Annotated in this window: 20 protein-coding genes; 8 read left to right on the plus strand and 12 right to left on the minus strand. The window is 67.7% G+C overall.

Going from position 1 to position 17,882, the window contains the following annotated elements:
• Positions 1-267: 267 nt before the first annotated feature.
• From N911_RS0112345 to N911_RS0112355, 3 genes are all read right to left on the minus strand, one after another.
• Positions 268-612, minus strand: a complete 345-nt coding sequence (locus tag N911_RS0112345; protein ID WP_029897561.1) for a DsrE family protein — start codon at positions 610-612, stop codon at positions 268-270.
• 16 nt (positions 613-628) lie between these two features.
• Positions 629-1,072, minus strand: a complete 444-nt coding sequence (locus N911_RS0112350; protein ID WP_029897563.1) for a DsrE/DsrF/DrsH-like family protein — start codon at positions 1,070-1,072, stop codon at positions 629-631.
• An 87-nt stretch (positions 1,073-1,159) separates the two neighbouring features.
• Positions 1,160-2,002 (minus strand): DUF1848 domain-containing protein, encoded by an 843-nt coding sequence (locus tag N911_RS0112355; protein ID WP_029897565.1) that lies wholly within the window; start codon positions 2,000-2,002, stop codon positions 1,160-1,162.
• Positions 2,003-2,146: 144 nt separating this feature from the next.
• Here N911_RS0112355 and N911_RS17660 point away from each other — a divergent pair, with 144 nt between their 5' ends.
• Positions 2,147-3,463, plus strand: coding sequence for a PP2C family protein-serine/threonine phosphatase (locus tag N911_RS17660; RefSeq protein ID WP_138774400.1), 1,317 nt, complete (start codon positions 2,147-2,149; stop codon positions 3,461-3,463).
• A gap of 104 nt (positions 3,464-3,567) precedes the next feature.
• Here the strand turns inward: N911_RS17660 and infA are convergent, their stop codons facing one another.
• A complete protein-coding gene (infA, locus tag N911_RS0112365; protein WP_029897568.1) occupies positions 3,568-3,786 on the minus strand; it encodes a translation initiation factor IF-1 in 219 nt (72 codons plus the stop codon).
• A gap of 68 nt (positions 3,787-3,854) precedes the next feature.
• Positions 3,855-4,118, minus strand: coding sequence for an RNA recognition motif domain-containing protein (locus N911_RS0112370; protein ID WP_029897570.1), 264 nt, complete (start codon positions 4,116-4,118; stop codon positions 3,855-3,857).
• Between the two features lie 337 nt (positions 4,119-4,455).
• On the opposite strand from N911_RS0112370, the gene N911_RS0112375 reads away from it, so the two are divergent.
• Positions 4,456-4,869: a hypothetical protein gene (locus N911_RS0112375; protein ID WP_029897572.1), complete on the plus strand. Its 414-nt coding sequence runs from the start codon at positions 4,456-4,458 to the stop codon at positions 4,867-4,869.
• 73 nt (positions 4,870-4,942) lie between these two features.
• Here N911_RS0112375 and N911_RS0112380 read toward each other — a convergent pair whose 3' ends face one another.
• The 5 genes from N911_RS0112380 to N911_RS0112400 all read right to left on the minus strand — a co-directional run bounded on the left by N911_RS0112380 (position 4,943) and on the right by N911_RS0112400 (position 8,542).
• The gene (locus N911_RS0112380) at positions 4,943-5,263 is read right to left on the minus strand and encodes a transcriptional regulator (RefSeq protein ID WP_029897574.1); all 321 of its coding nucleotides are present in this window, start codon (positions 5,261-5,263) and stop codon (positions 4,943-4,945) included.
• Entirely contained in the window at positions 5,260-6,081 is an 822-nt protein-coding gene (locus tag N911_RS0112385) for a nitroreductase family protein (protein WP_029897576.1), read from the minus strand. The genes N911_RS0112380 and N911_RS0112385 overlap by 4 nt, the downstream gene beginning before the upstream one ends.
• Position 6,082: 1 nt before the next feature.
• Positions 6,083-6,568: a DUF302 domain-containing protein gene (locus tag N911_RS0112390; protein WP_029897578.1), complete on the minus strand. Its 486-nt coding sequence runs from the start codon at positions 6,566-6,568 to the stop codon at positions 6,083-6,085.
• Positions 6,569-6,635: 67 nt separating this feature from the next.
• Positions 6,636-7,802, minus strand: a complete 1,167-nt coding sequence (locus N911_RS0112395; protein ID WP_029897580.1) for a multidrug effflux MFS transporter — start codon at positions 7,800-7,802, stop codon at positions 6,636-6,638.
• A gap of 104 nt (positions 7,803-7,906) precedes the next feature.
• Positions 7,907-8,542, minus strand: a complete 636-nt coding sequence (locus tag N911_RS0112400; protein ID WP_029897582.1) for a dimethylsulfonioproprionate lyase family protein — start codon at positions 8,540-8,542, stop codon at positions 7,907-7,909.
• A 249-nt stretch (positions 8,543-8,791) separates the two neighbouring features.
• Between N911_RS0112400 and N911_RS0112405 the strand changes: the two genes are divergently transcribed.
• From N911_RS0112405 to N911_RS0112415, 3 genes are all read left to right on the plus strand, one after another.
• Positions 8,792-8,974 carry a ferredoxin gene (locus N911_RS0112405; RefSeq protein ID WP_029897584.1) on the plus strand — a complete coding sequence of 61 codons (183 nt, stop codon included), beginning with the start codon at positions 8,792-8,794 and terminating at the stop codon, positions 8,972-8,974.
• A 79-nt stretch (positions 8,975-9,053) separates the two neighbouring features.
• Positions 9,054-9,755 carry a PP2C family protein-serine/threonine phosphatase gene (locus N911_RS0112410; RefSeq protein WP_029897585.1) on the plus strand — a complete coding sequence of 234 codons (702 nt, stop codon included), beginning with the start codon at positions 9,054-9,056 and terminating at the stop codon, positions 9,753-9,755.
• Between the two features lie 220 nt (positions 9,756-9,975).
• Positions 9,976-10,833 carry a carbon-nitrogen hydrolase family protein gene (locus tag N911_RS0112415; RefSeq protein ID WP_029897587.1) on the plus strand — a complete coding sequence of 286 codons (858 nt, stop codon included), beginning with the start codon at positions 9,976-9,978 and terminating at the stop codon, positions 10,831-10,833.
• 3 nt (positions 10,834-10,836) lie between these two features.
• Here the strand turns inward: N911_RS0112415 and arsB are convergent, their stop codons facing one another.
• Both arsB and N911_RS0112425 read right to left on the minus strand, forming a co-directional pair.
• Positions 10,837-11,949, minus strand: a complete 1,113-nt coding sequence (arsB, locus tag N911_RS0112420; protein ID WP_029897589.1) for an ACR3 family arsenite efflux transporter — start codon at positions 11,947-11,949, stop codon at positions 10,837-10,839.
• A gap of 22 nt (positions 11,950-11,971) precedes the next feature.
• Positions 11,972-12,319, minus strand: coding sequence for an ArsR/SmtB family transcription factor (locus N911_RS0112425; RefSeq protein WP_029897590.1), 348 nt, complete (start codon positions 12,317-12,319; stop codon positions 11,972-11,974).
• Positions 12,320-12,587: 268 nt separating this feature from the next.
• On the opposite strand from N911_RS0112425, the gene N911_RS0112430 reads away from it, so the two are divergent.
• The 3 genes from N911_RS0112430 (at position 12,588) to N911_RS0112440 (ending at position 17,764) form a co-directional block, all read left to right on the plus strand.
• On the plus strand, positions 12,588-13,226 hold the full coding sequence (locus tag N911_RS0112430; protein WP_029897591.1) for a TetR/AcrR family transcriptional regulator: 639 nt from the start codon (positions 12,588-12,590) through the stop codon (positions 13,224-13,226).
• Between the two features lie 120 nt (positions 13,227-13,346).
• Entirely contained in the window at positions 13,347-14,606 is a 1,260-nt protein-coding gene (locus N911_RS0112435) for an efflux RND transporter periplasmic adaptor subunit (protein ID WP_081859195.1), read from the plus strand.
• A 2-nt stretch (positions 14,607-14,608) separates the two neighbouring features.
• Positions 14,609-17,764: a multidrug efflux RND transporter permease subunit gene (locus N911_RS0112440; protein ID WP_029897594.1), complete on the plus strand. Its 3,156-nt coding sequence runs from the start codon at positions 14,609-14,611 to the stop codon at positions 17,762-17,764.
• Positions 17,765-17,882: the final 118 nt, after the last annotated feature.

Genomic DNA, 17,882 nt, shown 5'->3' on the forward strand with positions numbered 1-17,882 from the left:
TGCTCCCGCGCACGAGCCCACCGCGCGCCAGCACGCGATACCCATGCAAGCTGAGTTTGCCGCAGGGTCCAGGGGGCGCGGACTAAATCGGCCCGGAGGCCGATTTGGAGCAAGCGCGGAGCGCTTGGCCCGAAGGGCGAGGGCTAGGAACCTTCAGTCCTTGGGCCGAGCGTGCTCGGTCTTAGGGATGAAGAGAGCAGAGCTGGCCCGAGTCAGCCCCCTGGCCGCCAGAGGCATTTTTCTGGTCCCCGCCTTTATCCCACGGCTTCAGAAGGTGAGCACCTTCCAGTCGCTCTGCAGCATTTCCGAGAGCGGCTGGCCGGTGTAGAGCACTTCCACGCCGAGGTCGCGCAACTGCCCGGTCAGGCCGTAGTGGTCCGAGCAGTTCCGGCAGGCCATGCACTCCACACCCGCCTCTTGGGCCTCAGCCAGACCATCGCGCAGCCGCCTGTCCACGCACAGCAGTTCCTGGGACGGGCCCCAAATCATGAGCCGGACCCGTTTCCACCATTGTTTGCGCAATCCGTTGGTGACGTAGAGCAGCACCAGCCGCTCGGCCACCTCCCTGTCCGCCGTGCTCCACACGACGCACAGCTTCCCCTCGTCGTTCACAAAGAACCCCTTCGTCTCAGGTGAACAGGCAAACCGAGCACTTGCGGGCGTAGGTCAGGAAGTCCTCGGCGGTCCAGACCACAGCGCCCTCGATCAGCTTGTCCTCGTCGATTTCCATCATGTCCACGGTCATCTTGCAGGCGATGAGCTCCACCCCCTCGATCTGGGCCATCTCCTGCAGGTCGGCCAGGGACGGGATGTTGGCCTTCTCGATCTTCTTCTTCATCATCCCCGTGGCGATGGTTGACATGCCGGGAACGGCCCCCATGAGGCCGGGCGGGATGTACTTGGCGCGCTCCGCGCCGCCCTCCATGACCAGGTTCAGCCCCATGAAGGAGTAGAAGATCTTGCTCTCCATGCCCTGCCTGGCGGCGTTGATGCCCAGTACCAGCGCGGGATACCCGCCGTCCAGGGTGTCCTTGACGCAGATGAAGCCGGCCTTTTCGCGTTTCTCGGCCATGCCGCCTCCCTTGCCGCCGGTCCGGGGCGGATGGTTGGGGTTTCGCCTCATTGTCCCTTGTAGACCGAAGGGGTGCCCCCGGCAAGTTCAGCGGGTGGCGTAGCAATAGCGGCAGCCGAAGGAGCAGGTGTTGTAGGAGCCGATGTCCTTGCTCGGCGCGCAGTTGCAGTGGGTGCGCTGGCCGGGGTCGGGGGTCTCGGGGAGAGTGAGTCCGAAGAGGCGGTTCAGCAGGGCGGGGTCGATGCAGGCCCCGGACGGGATGCCGTGGGGGGCGAGGTCAACGGGCGATGCGCAGGACTGGATTTCCAAATGGTGCTCCCGGGCGAGCCCCACCAGCCCGTCCGCCAGCCGCGCCAGTTTCCCGGCGTGTTCGGGCGCGGCCAGGTCCAGCAGGGGGGCGGTCACGCCGCGTTCGTCCAGGGCGGCGCGGGTGCGCTTCACCGCCCGCTTGTAGCGCCCCGGGTCCAACAGGCTGACGATCACCCGGAAGGTGTGTCCGCGCAGTTCCCCGGCCACCCGCCGGAACAGCTCCAGCGGCCGCTCCAGGTGCCCTTGGACGGCGATAACAGGGTCGAACCGCCAGATGACGCGTTCCGGGCCCAGGAGGCGGGCCAATTCGCGAAATCGCGCCGACTGCTCGGCCAGGCCGGGGAGGCCGGGCTCCATGACGCGGTTCATACCCGTGATGGTGACCATCCACACCGATCGGTACTCGCGTTCAAGGGAGGGCAGGGCGTCCAGCATGGTTCTGGACGGCAGCCGGGTCCAAAAGACCAGGGCGTCCACCGCTTCCGGCCGCAGGTCCACCCGGGACACCTGGGCAGCGTTGAAGGGGTTGGCCACGTCCACGAAGCCGTTGCCCAGGCGGTCGAGGAACCAGCGGGCGTGGAAGGCGGGCAGATCGGTGCGGCGGGAGGCGGAAACGATCATGGGGGTTGCTCCGTGAGTCTCCCTGGACTACCCATAATAGGGCTGACTGGAAAGAGGACCCCGAGGAACCGGCATGCCGAGCGGACAACACACTGCAATATTACGGGATATACTGATCATTCCCGAATCGCGCGGAGGCCGCGTGTGAGCGGGGAAGGGAACGGCGCGCCTTCCGAGGCTGGACCGCCCCGTGGTCAACTGGAGCGGCTGCGTGCCTGCATCCGGGCTATGGGGGACATCTCCGGCTCCTTGTCGCTGGGGGAGATTCTGGAGCGGCTCATGGAATCGGTCATGGACATTCTGGGCGCGGAGAACTGTTCGCTGTACCTTGTGGACGACCAGCGCGAGCGGCTTTCCCTGGCCATGTCGCGCGGGCCGCTGGGCTCCACCATCCCCCGGGACAAGCTGCTGGCCAGGGGGGAGAAAGTGCCCGGCCGCGCCTGGTCCGAGGGGCGCTCCCTGCTGCTCTCGCCGGAGGACATCGGCCGGGGGGAGCTGGCCTCGCCCGAGGTTGCGCGGAAGGATGTGGTCTCTATGCTGGCCGTGCCGCTCATCCACCGGGGCAGGATCCTGGGCGTGGCCAAGATAACCAACCGCCGCGACGGCCGCCCCTTCGACGCCGAGGACGTGGAGGTGTTCGAGTTCGTCTGCGGGCAGGCCGCTTCGGCCATCCACCTTTCCTTCCTGCACGAGTCGGAACTGCGCCACCAGCGCATGCGGCTGGAGATGGACCGGGCCTCGGAGGTGCAGCGCATGCTGCTGCCCGGGGAACGGCCCGAACCGCCGGGACTGGACGTGGCCACCCATTCCCGGCCGTGCGAGGCCATCGGCGGGGACTACCTGGACCTTTTTCCCCCGCCTTGCGGGCCGGAAACCGCCTATTGCCTGGCCCTGGGCGACATTTCCGGCCACGGCACGGCCTCTGCCCTGCTCATGACCACCCTGCGCGCCTACGTGCGGGCCAACGCGCACCTCTCCTGCGAACCGCACCGGCTGCTCGGCGAGGTCAACCGCCTTTTCACCTCGGACACCTACCGGGGCGGCCACTTCTGCACCCTGTCCTTCCTGACCCTGGACACGGCCGAGGGGTGCATGCGCTGGGCCAGCGCCGGCCACCCCTACGGGCTGGTATTCGACCCGGGTGAAGGCTCCTTCCATGAATTGTCCGGCTCGGACCCGCCCATAGGTTGCTGCACGGACAAGGATTTTCAAGGGTTCAACACCTGCGGACTGCCGCCCGGGGCGGTGGTCATTCTGTGTTCGGACGGGCTTTGGGAGGCGCGCGACACGGCCGGTGAGATGTTCGGCATCGAGCGGGTCAAGGCGGAGGTGCGGGCTCACGCGGGCAAGCGGGCCCAAGACATTGTCCAGGCCGTGCTTTCCAGTCTGGAGGAATTCACCGAGGACAGGGCCCTGGAGGACGATGTGACGCTGGCGGTGTTCAGGCGGACGTCGGAATAGAAACGCCAAATGGACCGGTGGCGCGTCCCGCGTCGAGCGGGCGGCGGAGGCTCTGGGAAAAGGGGCGGGGGCCGCCGTAACCCGGGGGACCCGGGCGCGGCGAACTAGCGCGGGCGGTAGGTTATGCGGCCGCGGGTGAGGTCGTAGGGGCTCATTTCGACCACGACCTTGTCGCCGGGCATGACGCGGATGCGGAACTTGCGCATTTTGCCGGAAATGTGGGCCAGCACTTCGTGGCCGTTCTCGAGCACCACCCGGAACATGGCGTTGGGCAGGGCCTCCTCCACGGTGCCGGTGACGTTGATTCCTTCTTCTTTGGCCATCTATCCTCCTTGATCTATTGAAAAAACCCGCCCGGCCGAGGCCGGGCGGGGGAACATGCGAGTCAGTCCTACCAGCGGCGGGGCTTCTCTTCGCGGGGGCGCGCCTCGTTAACCTTGAGGCTGCGGCCGCCAATCATGCTGCCGTTGAGGGAGGAGATGGCCTCCTCGGCGCCGTTGTCCATTTCCACGAAGCCGAAGCCACGGGAGCGGCCGGTCTCGCGGTCATAGATGATCTTGGCGGAGGAGACGTTGCCGTACTCGGCGAACATGTCGTTCAGTTCTTCGTCGGTGGTGGACCAGGGCAGGTTGCCCACGTAGATGTTCTTGGCCATTGTCGATGCTCCTAGCGATGCGTTGTTAGTAAAGAAGCCGAGTCGAGCCGGGTCAACGCGCAAAGCAGGAACACCGTCTCCGAACCCAAGTCTTCGTATCAGGACCCGGCGCCCGTGCGCCGAACCCGCCCCTGTGGACGCACTTCCACCCCGGGACAGCGCTTATGTAGCGCAGCGTCCGGGGGTTGTCCAGGGGGATGAAGCGGTGATTTTACGGAATCGTGCGGGATTCGGCGGATAGCAATGGCACGGCAGGGGACGTACCCCGAGGTTGCCCCGGGGCTGCGGCGGATGTAAAATCGGCGGTTCCAGATACCTTAAAACACAGGGAGTTTCCATGATCCGCCGCCTCTTCCTTCCCTTGGCCGTGTCCGCCTGCCTTCTGCTGTCCTTTTCCCTGGCCCAGGCCGAAGACCTCACCGGAACGTGGACCGCTTCCGGCAAAAGCTGGGGTGCCGCCCAGGGCGGCTCCGACCACGGGATGGTCAAAGGGGACGACATCGTCATCGGCGGCGACATGATGACCCTGCGCATCGACTCCCAGAAGGGGAGCGCCCTGCACGGCGAGTGGTGTAGCCCCAAAAAGTGCGAGGATCTGGTGGGCGTGGTGCGCATGGACGGCTCCCTGCTCATGGCCGACGAGGACACCACTTTCTTCGGCTCCATGTACCAGGGCAAGATGGAGTTGTGCCCGGTGGAGCCGGGCGAGGACAACCGCCTGGCCATCTGCATGGTGCTGGAGCGAAAGTAGCCCGTTCCCCTTGTTTGAGCCAAAGCCCCCTCCGCGCGACGGCCGGGGGCTTTTTTTCGGCCATGTCCGCCTGTCAGCCGATGGTGAATTCCGGCGGGCGGACGCGTCCCGACTTGCAGACCGGACAGCGGGAGGGCGCGGACAGCCGCTCGCGCTTGGCGAAGACGTGGCCGCAGTCGCGGCAGGCCGCGGGCTCCACCACCAAACGCTCCCCGCGCGCTCTGAGGCTCTTGGCCAGGTGTTCCAGCTCCGAGGCCACCCGCTTCTCCGAAACCCCGGCCAGGACGGAAATTTCCTTGGCCGGAAAAATGCCGTGGCGCAGCACGGACTCCATGCGCTGCCTGGCGGTGGCCTCCCGCTCGGGCGGTTTGCGGGGCGGCTGTTCCCGGCTCATCGCCAGCGCACCGGGAGGTCCGGCCGGGGTGGCAGGCGGTGGTAGCGCAGGGCGGGGCGGCCCAGCATGAGCCCGCCGTACACCGCATGGCCCTCGGGCAGCTCCAGGTAGGCGGCCAGCTCCGGAAACTCCGAGGCCGCGCTTGTCACCAGCCCGGCCCAGCAGGTGCCCAGGCCCCGGGCCTGGGCGGCCAGGTCCAGGTGGGTCAGGGCGATGGCCGCATCCTGGGCCATGTGCGCCTGGTCGGACGGCGCGTGGGCCAGCACCAGGTTGGGCGCGCCCCGGCAGATGAGGTCCTCGCCCTCTTGCCAGCGCTCCAGGAAGAAACGGGCGAAGGCGCGGCGGCCCTCGTCCTCGGCCTGTTCCATGACGTTGCCCAGCCAGCCCGCGCACAGCCGGGCCACGTCCGCCACCGAGGTGCGTTCGGTGAAGGCGATCCAGCGCACGGCGCGGCGGTTCACCGCCGTGGGCGCGGCCCTGGCGGCGTGCAGCAGTTCGGCGATCTCCTCCCTGGACAGCGGTTTGGGCGCGTAGGCGCGCACCGAGCGGCGGGAGTGGAGCAGGCGGTCCACGGCCTTGGGCTCGGGCAGGTCCAACGGGGTGGCTGGGGGGCAGTCTGCGGCCGTCCAGCGGCCAACGCCGATGGCTCCTTCCGGGCAGGCCGCCAGGCAGTGCCCGCAGGCGATGCAACTGGATTCGGCCCCCTCCACTGTGCGTGGGAAGCCGTCATCCCCCATGACGTAGAGCTTGGCGGGACAGACCCGCACGCAGGCCCCGTCGCCGCTGCATCGGTCGTAATCGATCTTGAGCGTCGGCATGTCATTCTCCCGCGGCCCGGCGGGCGAACCCCGCCAGGGCTTCTTCGATCTTGCGCAGGCTCTCGCCGCAGCCGGTGATGCCGTGGCGGCGGGCCAGGTAATCGGGGTCGTTGTAGACGATCCAGGTCTGGCCGTGCCCCTGGCCGAACTCCGACGGTCCGCTGAATACCAGCATCTTCTGGGGCAGGTCGATGGCCATGGTGCGGGCGCACTGCATCAGCGGGGTTCCCGCACCGGGGTTGCCGAAGAGGACCACGGTGGTGGGCGGCAGCTCCAGGCCCGCACGCTTTGCCCCGTCGGCATGGTCGATGACCGCGAATACGGTCATGCCCCGCTTTTCGAGGTCGCTGGTCAGGCGTTTCACGGTCTTTTTCACGGAGTGGCCGCTTTTTACCGGCACCAGCCCGGCGGCGGCGTGCGATTGCCCGGGCGCGAGCAGAAGCGCGGTCAGCAAGGCGGCGGCGAGCAGGCGGGGAATCCTGGACATGGGTCCTCCTGGTTTCAGCCAGCCTACCACGCCCATTCGAGCGCGGACAACAGTCCAGTGAAAAAGGTCAGCCGTGCAGGCGCACCAGCCCGGAGCGGCGCAGGGCCAGCCAGCCCAGCAGGGCGGCCGCGCCGCAGACGGCGCCGAAGGCCCCCAGAACAGGTACCTTGTCCCCCCAGTCCAAGGAGATGAGCCACATGACCACAGCGCCCAGCATGAAATAGCTGAAAACCAGCAGGGAGGAGGCGGAGCCCGCGTCGCGGTCCACCTGCTCCAGCACCAGGTGGTTACTGGCCGGGCGGCTCATGCCCAGGCAGAAGGTGATCAGGGCCATGGGCAGGGCGAAGCCCCAGGGACCGCTGACGAGGTTGGCCAGAATCAGGCCGCCGCCCAGCAGGATGCCGGCGAAGCCCAGGGTCATCAGCTTGGTGGAGTCCACCGCCTTGGTCAGCCGCATGCAGGAAAAGGATCCGGCCATGAAGGCCAGGGCGTTGAGCCCGAAGAAGTAGCCGAATACCTGCTCCGACAGGCCGAAGCCGGTGATGTAGATTTCCGAGGACCCGGCGATGAAGGTGTAGATGGGCAGCAGTGAGGCGGTCATGACCCCGGCCATGGCCAGGTAGGCGGGGTTGCGCAGGAGCCGCCCGTAGGCGTGCAGCACCCGCCAAGCCGACTCCTCGGAGCGCTCGGTGAGGGGTTCGCTCAGGCGGAAGACCCCGCCGAGGGCGATGAGGCCCACGGCCGCCTGGAAGAGGAAGGTCCAGCGCCATGTGAGGAAGGCCAGGGTCCAGCCGCCCAGCACCGGGGCCAGCATGGGGGCGATGGCGATGATGACCGCGATGAGGGCCAAGGCGCGCTGGCGGTCGCTGCCGGTGAAGAGGTCCTTGGCCATGGCCATGGACATGGAGGCCCCGGCGGCCGCGCCGAAGGCCTGCAGCCCGCGCATGGCCACCAGCCAGTACGCCCCCTGGGCCGAGGCGCAGCCCAGGGAGGCCAGGATGTAGATGGCCAGCCCGGCGAACAGGGGCGGCCTGCGCCCCACCCGGTCGGAAATGGGGCCGTAGCAGAGAAGGCCCAGGGCGAAGGCGGCGAAGAAGACCACCAGCACCAGGTTGATGACCGCCATGGGCTGGTTCCATTCAGCCGCCAGGGTGGGCAGGGCGGGCAGGATCATGTCGGTGGACAACGGCGGAAAAGCCGCCAACAGGGCCAGAAATGGCACAATGGCGCGCATGGAAAGCTCCTGGAACGGGTATCTTGTCGGCGTCGCGGGCGGGAACCCGGGCGTCGGAAAGGCGGATACCTAGCACGCGCCCGGGGGAGGGGCAAGGCCGTGGCTCACGCGAAGGCCATGCGCGGGCTGGCCAGATCCTGCGGAGGGCCGGTCCAGGCGTAGGCCAGCAGGCAGGGGGCCTCCGGGCCGGTGGCCAGCCGGTGGACCATGTCCGGGGGGATGAAAAGCAGGGAGCCGGGGGCGCAGGCGCCGTCGTCGTTGCGGGAGACCGCGCCGCCCAGGCAAATGTAGGACTCGGTGATGCCCTGGTGGAAGTGGTCCGGGTAGAGGGTGTCCGGAGCCAGAAGCACCACTCCGGCCACCATGTGTTCCGCCGCCACCGGGCCGTGCGGGCCCAGGACCTCGGCGTAGGCGAAGGCTGGCTTGAGGTGCTCCGGGGTGTCCGCGTAGCCCCACCGCCAGCGCAACAGCGGGGCCAGCCGCCCGAAGGCGCGCAGCGCGTCCGCCGTGGGGCCGCCGTGATCGCATTCCAGAAGGCGGGGCAGGTGGCGGCAGACCGGCTTGGCGCGGGGCTCGGGGGGATGGTGGGCCGGGTCGGAACGCAGGACGGATTCCAATTCCCGCGCCACGGCCCGCATGTGGTCGCGCACCGGCTCGGAACCTCCGGCCGGGGCCTCCCGGTGAAAGCGCAGCAATTCACGCAGGAAGGCGAAAAACAGGTCCCTCCGCGCAAAAGACATGCCTTCCATCGTACACGGTCTGACGGCTTACGGGCAAGACCGGGCTCAAATCGCGCCGGTCGGAGCTTGGCGCGGCTCACCACGCGCCCGGCCCAAGGAGGCCGGGGAAGGCCGCGCCGTCCCGCGTCCCCCGGTTTGCCCGTATCGCCCGAGCCGTTTGCATATGGCCCGATTGGTGCTAAGGGGAAAACCAGGGTTCCGGGAGTGGGCCCGGGACCGGGTTCACCCTTTTTCGCATGGAGGTTTTACATGGCCATCGTCATCGACGAAGAGGAATGCGTGGGCTGCGAATCGTGCGTTGAACTGTGCCCGGATGTTTTCGCCATGGACGACGACGGGGAGAAGGCCGTGGTTTTGGCCGCTGACTCCGATGCCGACTGCGTGGAGGAGGCCATCGACTCCTGCCCGTCCGAGGCGATTTCCAGAAGCTGACCGGCGAAACCCGAATCCCGCCGCCCCGGCCGGTCCCGCCGACCGGGGCGGCCGCAGAATGTCCCCGTTCGGAGGACACATGCGAGCCGCGACATACAGCCGCAAGGGCCTCCGCGACGAGAACCAGGACCGGGCCGTGGCCAGGGCCGTCGAGGATGGCTGGCTGCTGGCCGTGGCCGACGGCATGGGCGGCGAGGCCGGAGGCGGCCTGGCCGCCGAACTGGCCGTGGCCGCGCTGGAGGATTTTTCGCCCGGCCCCGACGCCCCGGCTGCCCTGGCCGAGGCCATCCGCCGGGCCGATCGCGACATCCACGCCCGCGCCGAGGCCGATCCCTCCCTGACCCGCATGGGCACCACCCTCACCGCCGCCTGGGTCGCGGGCGGCACGGTCCACTGGGCCCACGCCGGGGACAGCCGCCTGTATATCTTCTCCCAAGGCAACCTGCGCCAACTCACCCGCGACCACAACTACGCCGGGGAACTGGTGGCTGCGGGGGAATTGAGCAAGGCCGAGGCGGAGCACCACCCCATGCGAAACGTGCTGGAGCAGTGCGTGGGCTGCCCGGCCATGGAGCCGGAGACAGGTTCCGAGGCCGTGAACTCCGGCGGCGTTCTGCTGTTGTGTTCGGACGGCCTGTCCGCCCCGCTGGGTGACGAAGGCCTGGCCCGGGAACTGGCCCAAGGCGGCCAGCCGGAGGACCTGGCCCGAGCCCTGGTGGACAAGGCCCTGGCGGCTGGCGGCACGGACAACGCCACCGTGGTGGTGGCCGTGGCCGAGTAGCTCCTTCTCCCCGCCCCGATGGACCGGGGTTGCATCCCCTTTACGATGGCGTCTGACTCGCCGCGCCGCGCGCGGACGAATGGTGCACCGTGCGTCCCGGTGCCGCCTGGGCAGGGCACGGTGGAGAGGGTACCCGGCGGCGGGCCAGGGGCACAACTGTCGCCAAGATGGCGAATCTGTACTAAATTCATCGCCTCGAAACAGCCAAGGAGACGACCCGATGAACGAACGCCTGCTCAATCTGGCCATCGTGCAGATGCCCATCAGCCCGGATGCCGGGGAGAACGTGGATTTTCTGGCCGAGCGCTTGGAGGCGCTGGAGGACGAGGTCCGCAGGCCGGACCTGGTGGTGGGGGTGGAATACGGCATCGCCCCGCAGAAGCCGGAGCCAGTGGACGGGGAGATCATGCGGCGGCTGGGGGAACTGGCCGCCAAACATCAGGTGGCGCTTTTGCCCGGCTCCATGAAAATGGTCGCCCCCGGCGAGGAGGGCTTCCGCAACGCCGCCCCCTTCTTCGGCCCGGACGGCTCGCTTTTGGGCGTTTACGACAAGATGGTGCCCTGGGACACGGCCCTGGAGGCGGGCACCATCCCCGGCGACGAGTACCTCATGGTGGAGCTGCCCGGCTCCGGCGCGCGCATCGGGGTGCTCATCTGCTTCGACGCCGACTTCCCCGAGATAGCCCGCACCCTGACCCTGATGGGGTCCGAGGTGCTGATCCAGCTTTCCATGGACCCCGATTCCATCCCGCCGCAGTACCGCGACGTGAAGGTGGCCCGGGCTATCGAGAACCAAGCCTTCTACGTCTATACCTGCGGGGCCGGGGACTACGGCTCCATGCACCTGCGCGGCCGCTCCCTGGTGGTCGGCCCGGAGGGCGACACCGTGTTCGAGGCGGGGGAGGCCGCCACCACCAGCCTGATCACCCTGGAGCTGGGCCGGGTGGCCAACGCCCGAAGGCGCGGCTCCTGGCACCAGGTCGCCCAGCTGGACGCCCTGCGCCAGAACGCCCCGGAGCAGCCCTTCGCCGGGCGCGAGCTGGAGAGCCCGCTTTTCACCGAGTACTGGCCCGAGTAGGGCTCACGACCCGGGCGTGTCCGGAGCCGTCCGGCAGCTGACGTGGCAGACCCCGGCCGGGGTCTCCACCGCATGGGGGAAGTAGCGTCGCTTGAAGAACAGGGCCACGTTGACCAGGGCGATGAGCACCGGCACCTCCACCAGCGGCCCGATGACCGCGGCGAAAGCCTGCCCCGAATCCAGCCCGAAGACCGCGATGGCCACGGCGATGGCCAGCTCGAAGTTGTTGGAGGCCGCGGTGAAGCTGAGGGTTGTGGCCTGCTCGTACGTGGCCTTGGCGCGGTGGGAAAGGTAGAAGGAAACCAGGAACATGGCCAGGAAGTAGATGGTCAGGGGAATGGCCACCCGCACCACGTCCAGGGGCAGCTCCACCACTTTGTCCCCCTTGAGGGAGAACATGACCAGGATGGTGAAGAGCAGAAAGACCAGGGTCAGGGGGCTGATGCGGGGGATGAACTGGTCGTCGTACCAGCGCTCCCCCTTGAGGCGCAGCCCGATGAAGCGGGTCAGCATGCCCGCCAGGAAGGGGACGCCCAGGTAGATGAACACGGTGCGGGCGATCTGGCCCATGGAGATGTCCACCACCATGCCCTCCAAGCCGAACCAGTCGGGCAGCACGGTGATAAAGACCCAGGCGTAGACCGAGAAGAAAAGCACCTGGAAGATGGAATTGAAGGCCACCAGCCCGGCGCAGTACTCGCAGTCGCCCCGGGCCAGGTCGTTCCAGACGATGACCATGGCGATGCAGCGGGCCAGGCCGATGAGGATGAGGCCCACCATGTACTCGTTGTGGCCGGAAAGGAAGGCCAGGGCCAGGCCGAACATGAGCACCGGGCCGATGAGCCAGTTCTGGATAAGCGACAGCCCCAGCACCCGCGTGTTGCGGAACACCTCCCCCAGCCGCTCGTACTTCACCTTGGCCAGGGGCGGGTACATCATCAGGATGAGGCCGATGGCGATGGGGATGTTGGTGGTGCCCACGCTGAAGGCGTTGATGGTCTCCTTGACTCCGGGATGGAGATAGCCCAGCCCCACGCCCACGAGCATGGCCAGGAATATCCACAGGGTCAGGAAGCGGTCCAGGAAGGAGAGTTTCTTGATGGCGGGGTCGCTCATGGCGGTCTCCTGAAATGAAGGACTAGTCGCAGGCATCGGGGGCCTTGGCGGCCAGGTGGCCGAGCAGGCGGGCGTGGTCCTCGTCCGCCCCGGCCTGGCCGGGCAGCCCGGCCAGAAGGGCGTCCAGCACTCCGGCCAGGGCGGGATTTCCCGGCTGGGACAGGGAGTAGTAGACCCATTTGCCGCCGCGCCGGGAGTCCACCCAGCCGCCGTGGCGCAGCACGGCCATGTGCCGGGAGATGGTGGACTGCGGCAGGTCCAGGGCGGCCATGAGGTCGCAGACACACAACTCCCCGTGCTGCAGCAGGCGCATGACGCGCAGCCGGGTGGGGTCGGCCAGGGCCTTGAGGCGTTGGGCCAGTTCGTTCATTCGGGCATTGTATCCGGATATGCGGATATGTCAATGGTCGGCGGACAGGCCGGGCCAGATCGAAAGCTCTCTTGACGAGCCGCCCCGGCCTCCCGGCGGATCGCCTCTCCCGCCGGGCGCCTTGCGGCTTCACCGCGTTCCGCGGGGTTTCACGCCGCTGGTTTGCTCACCTCGGTCTCCATGCTTGCTCTTTAGCATGCGCCGGGAGTTGACAGGCGTCTTTGGTGAATATAATGACTGACCCATCAGTCACATAATTAGGGAAGTCATGAAAGCCAAGAACAGCAGACGCAGCCGGCCGGGCCGTCCGCCCGACCCGGAGATGAAGCGGAGGCGGCGCGGGGATTTGTTGCGCCAGGCCGCCCTGCATTTCGCCCGCGACGGGTACGCCAAGACGGACATCGCGGCCATCGCCAGGGACGCGGGCTGCGCCAAGGGCACGGTCTACAACTACTTCAGCAGCAAGCGCGACCTCTTCCAGAAGGTTGTGGACCACGTCATGAATAGCCTGCTGGAGACCCTGGACGCGGTGGAGGACGCCGACCCGGTGGAGCATTTCAAGCAGTCCATCGAGGCGTTTCTGGCGTTTTTCGACGCCCACCCGGAGTACATCGAACTGCTCATTTTGGAGCGGGCTGAGTTCCGGGACCGCAAGAAGCCAACCTATCTGGAGTACCGGGAAGCGCACCGCGTGGAGAAGCGCGCCCGCCTGGAGCGCACCATCCTCTCCGGCCTGTTCCGCCGCGTGCCCATCGACCAGACCCTGGATATGGTGGGCGACCTGCTCTACGGCACCATCTTCACCAACTATTTCGCCGGTCGCACCACCGGCCTCGAGCGCCAGGCCGCCAACATCGCCGACATTCTGCTGCACGGGCTGCTGCGGCCGGAAGCGCGGACCGGCTGACCAGCGGCCCGGCCGCCGTCCGCCGTTGCCGCGCCACCGTCCGTGGTGTCGCGGTGTGGCTTCGTTCGCAGGCGGCCGCGGGAACGAACAAACGACCCGAAATCCGGGGGGAACAGGGAAATGGACCCGAATTTAAAAGAGACAGGCGGCGCGGCCAACGGCAAGCGGCGTTTCCTGGCCAGCCTCATCCAGCGCGCCGTGGTCATTATGGTTCTGCTGGGCGTGGTGGCCGGCGGCATCATGTACATGCGCCAGGCCGACCCCAAGCCCGAGGCGGTGCAAAGCCGTGGCGCGGGCGGGCCCGTGCCGGTCAAGGCGGTCACGCTCACCCCGCGCGACGTGCCCCTGCAACCGGTCTACCTGGGGCAGGCAGAGGCCTCCCAGACCGTGCAGATCCGCGCACGGGTGCGCGGCTTTCTGCAGAGCAAGCATTTCGAGGAGGGCAGCCGGGTGGAGAAGGGCCAGCTGCTGTTCCGCATCGATCCCCGCTCCTTCCAGGCGGAGCTTGAACTGGCGCGGTCGCGGCTGGCCAGCGCCCAGGCGCAGTTCGAGCGCGCCACCCAGAAGGTGCGCCGCTACAGCCGGCTGGTTTCCAGCAACGCCGCCACCCAGGATGAACTGGAGGAATGGCAGACCGAAAAGAGCGTGGCCCGGGCCACCATCCGCATGGAGAAGGCGCGCATCACCCAGGCCGAGCTGGACTTGGGCTACACCACCGTGGAGTCGCCCATCACCGGCCTCATCGGCATGGCCCAAAAGGACGTGGGCAGCTACGTGGGCGACGCCTCCAACGGCCTGCTGGCCGTGGTGGAAAAGGTGGACCCCATCTACGTGCGCTACACCGTCAGCGAGCAGGACATCCTGCGGGCGCGGCGGCTGGCGGAAAAGGGCAAGGTTTCCCGCCCCTCCCTGGAGAACATGCGGCTGCGCGTGACCCTGGCAGACGGCAGCCAGTACCCGCACGAGGGGCGCATCAGCTACGCCGACCCGGAGATCGACCCGGAGACGGGCACGGCTGTCATGCGCGGCACCATCCCCAACCCGGACGGCGATCTCATGCCCGGGCAGTTCGTGCATGTGCGCCAGGTGGGCGTGAAACGGCTGGACGCGTTGCTCGCGCCCAAGAAGGCGGTCATCCAGAACCCCACCGGGGCCATGGTCTACGTGGCGGACGGGGACGGCAAGGCGCAAATCCGGCCTGTGAAGCTGGGTGAGTGGCACGAGGACGGATGGATCGTGGAGTCCGGGCTGAAGCCGGGCGAACGGGTCATCGTCAACAAGCTCATGCAGCTCAAGCCGGGCGCGGACGTCGATGTCGCCGAGGTGGCCCCCGGTAATCTGGCCGAGGGCGAAGCGGTGCGCACCGCCGGGGAAATGTAGCCATGTTTTCCCGCTTTTTCATCGACAGGCCGGTGCTGGCCTGCGTGCTGTCCATCCTCATCATGCTGGCGGGGACGGTCTCCATCTTCGTGCTGCCCATCGCGGAGTATCCCCAGATCACCCCGCCCACCATCCAGATCAACGCCAAGTACCCCGGCGCGGACGCCAAGACGGCGGCCAAGTCCGTGGCCTCGCCCATCGAGCAGGAGTTGAGCGGGGTGAAGAACCTGCTCTACTTCAGCTCCATGTGCTCCAACAACGGCGCGGTGAAGATCGTGGCCACCTTCGAGATCGGCACGGACCAGGACATGGCCGCGGTGGAGGTGCAGAACCGCCTCTCCATCGCCGAGCCGCGCCTGCCCTCGGAGGTGGTGCGCCAGGGCGTCACCGTCACCAAGTCCTCCACCAGCATGCTGGGCGTCATCTCCCTGGAGTCCGACGGCCGCTACGACGACGTGTTTTTGAGCAACTACGCCACCATCAACTTGGTGGACCGGCTCAAGCGCGTGCCCGGCGTGGGCGACGTGACCGTCTTTGGCACCAAGGACTACTCCATGCGGATCTGGGTGGACCCGGACCAGCTGGCCACCCGCGGGCTGACCGTTTCCGAGGTGGCCGCGGCCATTCGCGAGCAGAACGCCGTTTTCCCCGCGGGAACCATCGGCCAACGCCCCTCGGACGGCGAGACGGAATTGACCGTGCCCGTGCTGACCAGGGGGCGGCTGCAGAAGGTCTCGGAGTACGAGGACATCATCCTGCGGGCCAACCCGGACGGCTCCACCCTGCGGCTGAAGGACGTGGCCCGGGTGGAGATGGGCGCGCAGAGCTACGACATGTTCGGCCGGGTGGAGGGCAACCCCACCACCCTCATGCCCGTCTACCTGCAGGTGGGGGCCAACGCCCTGGAGACCATCGAGGGTGTGCGCGAGGCCATGGACAGCGCGGCCGAGAGCTTCCCGCCAGGCGTCTCCTACCGCTTCCCCCACGACACAACCACCTTCATCGACGCCTCCATGGAGGAGGTTGTGCACACCCTGCTGGAAGCGGTGGTGCTGGTGCTGGCGGTGGTCTTCCTCTTCCTGCAGTCCTGGCGGGCCACGCTCATTCCGCTGCTAGCCGTGCCGGTGGCCATTGTGGGCACTTTCGGCGGCATGCTGGCCCTGGGCTTCTCCATCAACACGTTGACCATGTTCGGTCTGGTGCTGGCCATCGGCATCGTGGTGGACGACGCCATCGTGGTGGTGGAGAACGTGGAGCGCATCATGCACGAGGAGGGGTTGTCCCCGCGCGACGCCACCATCAAGGCCATGAACCAGGTCACGGGGGCGCTGGTGGCCATCGTGCTGGTGCTGTCCGCGGTATTCGTGCCCGTGGCCTTCCTGGGCGGGCTCACCGGCCAGCTCTACCAGCAGTTCGCCGTGACCATCGCCGTGTCCGTGGCCATCTCCGGGCTGGTGGCGCTCACCCTCAGCCCGGCGCTGTGCCGCCTCATCCTGCGTCCCTCCCGGGGCGAGCCTTTCGTCGTTTTCCGCTGGTTCAACCGCTTCTTCGAGTCCATGACCTCCGGCTACACCGCCGGGGTGCGCAAGGCCATCCGCTACGTGCCCATCACCCTGGCTGTCTTCGGCATCCTCTGCTGGGCGGCCTACGGGCTGCAGCAGCGGGTTCCCGGCGGCTTTTTGCCGGCGGAGGACAAGGGGTACATCCTCAGCTTCGTCATGTTGCCGGACGGGGCCTCCCTGGACCGCACGGACGAGCTGACCCGCGAGGTGGAGGCGTACCTCCTGGACCATCCGGCGGTGCAGAACACCATTCTGCTGGGCGGTATGGACTTCCTCAGCGGCGGCATCACCAGCACCAGCGCCGCCACCATGTTCGTCAAGCTCAAGCCGTTCGAGGAGCGGCAAAAGCCGGGCCTGGGCGCACAGGCGGTGGCTCGGCAGACCATCATGCACTTCGCGAACAACGGCCAGGGCAAGGTGCTGGCCTTCAACCCGCCGCCCATCCACGGCCTGGGCGCGCGCTCCGGGTTCCAGATGGAACTGCAGGCGCGCGGCGGCGGCAGTGTGGAGGAGCTGATCCAGGTGGGCAACGAGTTCGTGGGCGCGGCCAACGCGGACCAGCGGCTGGAGAAGGTGCGCGGCACCCTGCGCGTCACCCAGCCGCAGCTGTACGTGGACCTGGACCGGGACAAGACCAAGATGATGGGCGTGCGGGTGGCCGACGTGTTCGAGGCCATGCAGGCCTACCTCAGCTCCCTCTACGTCAACGACTTCAACAAGTTCGGCCGCATCTGGCGCGTGCAGCTGCAGGCCGAGTCGGAGTTCCGCGACAGCCCCTCGGACATCGGCTCCATCCACGTGCGCAACGACCAGGGCGGCATGGTGCCGCTCTCCGGCGTGACCGAGGTGGAGTACCGGGCCGGGCCCAACGCCGTATCCCACTTCAACGGCTTCCCCTCGGTGCAGATAACCGGCTCGCCAACACCGGGCGTCAGCAGCGGCGAGGCCATGGAGGCCGTGCGCCAGCTGGCCTCGGAGCAGCTGCCCAGGGGCTACGGCTTCGAGTGGAGCGGCTCCTCCTACCAGGAGGTCAAGGCGGGCAACCAGGCCCCGCTGGTGCTGGCCTTCGGCATCGTGGTGGTCTTTCTGGTGCTGGCCGCCCAGTACGAGAAGTGGAGCCTGCCCATCGCCGTGCTCGGGGCCCTGCCCATCGCCGTGCTTGGCGCGCTGGCCGCGGTCTGGATGCGCGGGCTGGCCCAGGACATCTACTTCCAGATCGGCCTGCTCACGCTGGTGGGGCTGTCGGCCAAGAACGCCATCCTCATCGTGGAGTTCTGCGTGGCCAGCCACCGGCGGGGCATGGGCATCCGGGAGTCCGCCCTGCAGGCGGCCAAGCTGCGCTTCCGGCCCATCGTCATGACCTCCATGGCCTTCATCCTGGGCGTGGTGCCGCTGGCCATCTCCACCGGGGCGGGGTCGGCCGCGCGCCACTCCATCGGCACCGGGGTCATCGGCGGCATGCTGGCGGCCACATTCCTGGCCGTGTTCTTCGTGCCGGTCTTCTTCGTCATCATCCAAAAGGCCAGCGAGTTCCTGGTCAAGCGCGAGGAGGACTACCTGGCCCACGTGGACGAGGAGTCGGACAAGCACGGCTGAGCCGGGCAAACCAAAGATAAGAACAGGGCGCGGTCCGCATGGCGGGCCGCGCCATTTTTTCGTGGCCTCGGGCCGGGCCGCTCTGTTCTTGCCTCTTCCTCGCGTACCTGTACTATGC

It is taken from the genome of Desulfohalovibrio reitneri, assembly GCF_000711295.1.
Lineage (GTDB): Bacteria > Desulfobacterota > Desulfovibrionia > Desulfovibrionales > Desulfovibrionaceae > Desulfohalovibrio > Desulfohalovibrio reitneri.

Coding starts and splice junctions, on each gene's coding strand:
- N911_RS0112350 (WP_029897563.1), bottom strand. CDS start 1,072: ATGGCCGAGAAACGCGAAAAGGCCGGCTTCATCTGCGTCAAGGACACC.
- N911_RS0112355 (WP_029897565.1), bottom strand. CDS start 2,002: ATGATCGTTTCCGCCTCCCGCCGCACCGATCTGCCCGCCTTCCACGCC.
- infA (WP_029897568.1), bottom strand. CDS start 3,786: ATGGCCAAAGAAGAAGGAATCAACGTCACCGGCACCGTGGAGGAGGCC.
- N911_RS0112370 (WP_029897570.1), bottom strand. CDS start 4,118: ATGGCCAAGAACATCTACGTGGGCAACCTGCCCTGGTCCACCACCGAC.
- N911_RS0112375 (WP_029897572.1), top strand. CDS start 4,456: ATGATCCGCCGCCTCTTCCTTCCCTTGGCCGTGTCCGCCTGCCTTCTG.
- N911_RS0112380 (WP_029897574.1), bottom strand. CDS start 5,263: ATGAGCCGGGAACAGCCGCCCCGCAAACCGCCCGAGCGGGAGGCCACC.
- N911_RS0112385 (WP_029897576.1), bottom strand. CDS start 6,081: ATGCCGACGCTCAAGATCGATTACGACCGATGCAGCGGCGACGGGGCC.
- N911_RS0112390 (WP_029897578.1), bottom strand. CDS start 6,568: ATGTCCAGGATTCCCCGCCTGCTCGCCGCCGCCTTGCTGACCGCGCTT.
- N911_RS0112395 (WP_029897580.1), bottom strand. CDS start 7,802: ATGCGCGCCATTGTGCCATTTCTGGCCCTGTTGGCGGCTTTTCCGCCG.
- N911_RS0112400 (WP_029897582.1), bottom strand. CDS start 8,542: ATGTCTTTTGCGCGGAGGGACCTGTTTTTCGCCTTCCTGCGTGAATTG.
- N911_RS0112405 (WP_029897584.1), top strand. CDS start 8,792: ATGGCCATCGTCATCGACGAAGAGGAATGCGTGGGCTGCGAATCGTGC.
- N911_RS0112410 (WP_029897585.1), top strand. CDS start 9,054: ATGCGAGCCGCGACATACAGCCGCAAGGGCCTCCGCGACGAGAACCAG.
- N911_RS0112415 (WP_029897587.1), top strand. CDS start 9,976: ATGAACGAACGCCTGCTCAATCTGGCCATCGTGCAGATGCCCATCAGC.
- arsB (WP_029897589.1), bottom strand. CDS start 11,949: ATGAGCGACCCCGCCATCAAGAAACTCTCCTTCCTGGACCGCTTCCTG.
- N911_RS0112425 (WP_029897590.1), bottom strand. CDS start 12,319: ATGAACGAACTGGCCCAACGCCTCAAGGCCCTGGCCGACCCCACCCGG.
- N911_RS0112430 (WP_029897591.1), top strand. CDS start 12,588: ATGAAAGCCAAGAACAGCAGACGCAGCCGGCCGGGCCGTCCGCCCGAC.
- N911_RS0112435 (WP_081859195.1), top strand. CDS start 13,347: ATGGACCCGAATTTAAAAGAGACAGGCGGCGCGGCCAACGGCAAGCGG.
- N911_RS0112440 (WP_029897594.1), top strand. CDS start 14,609: ATGTTTTCCCGCTTTTTCATCGACAGGCCGGTGCTGGCCTGCGTGCTG.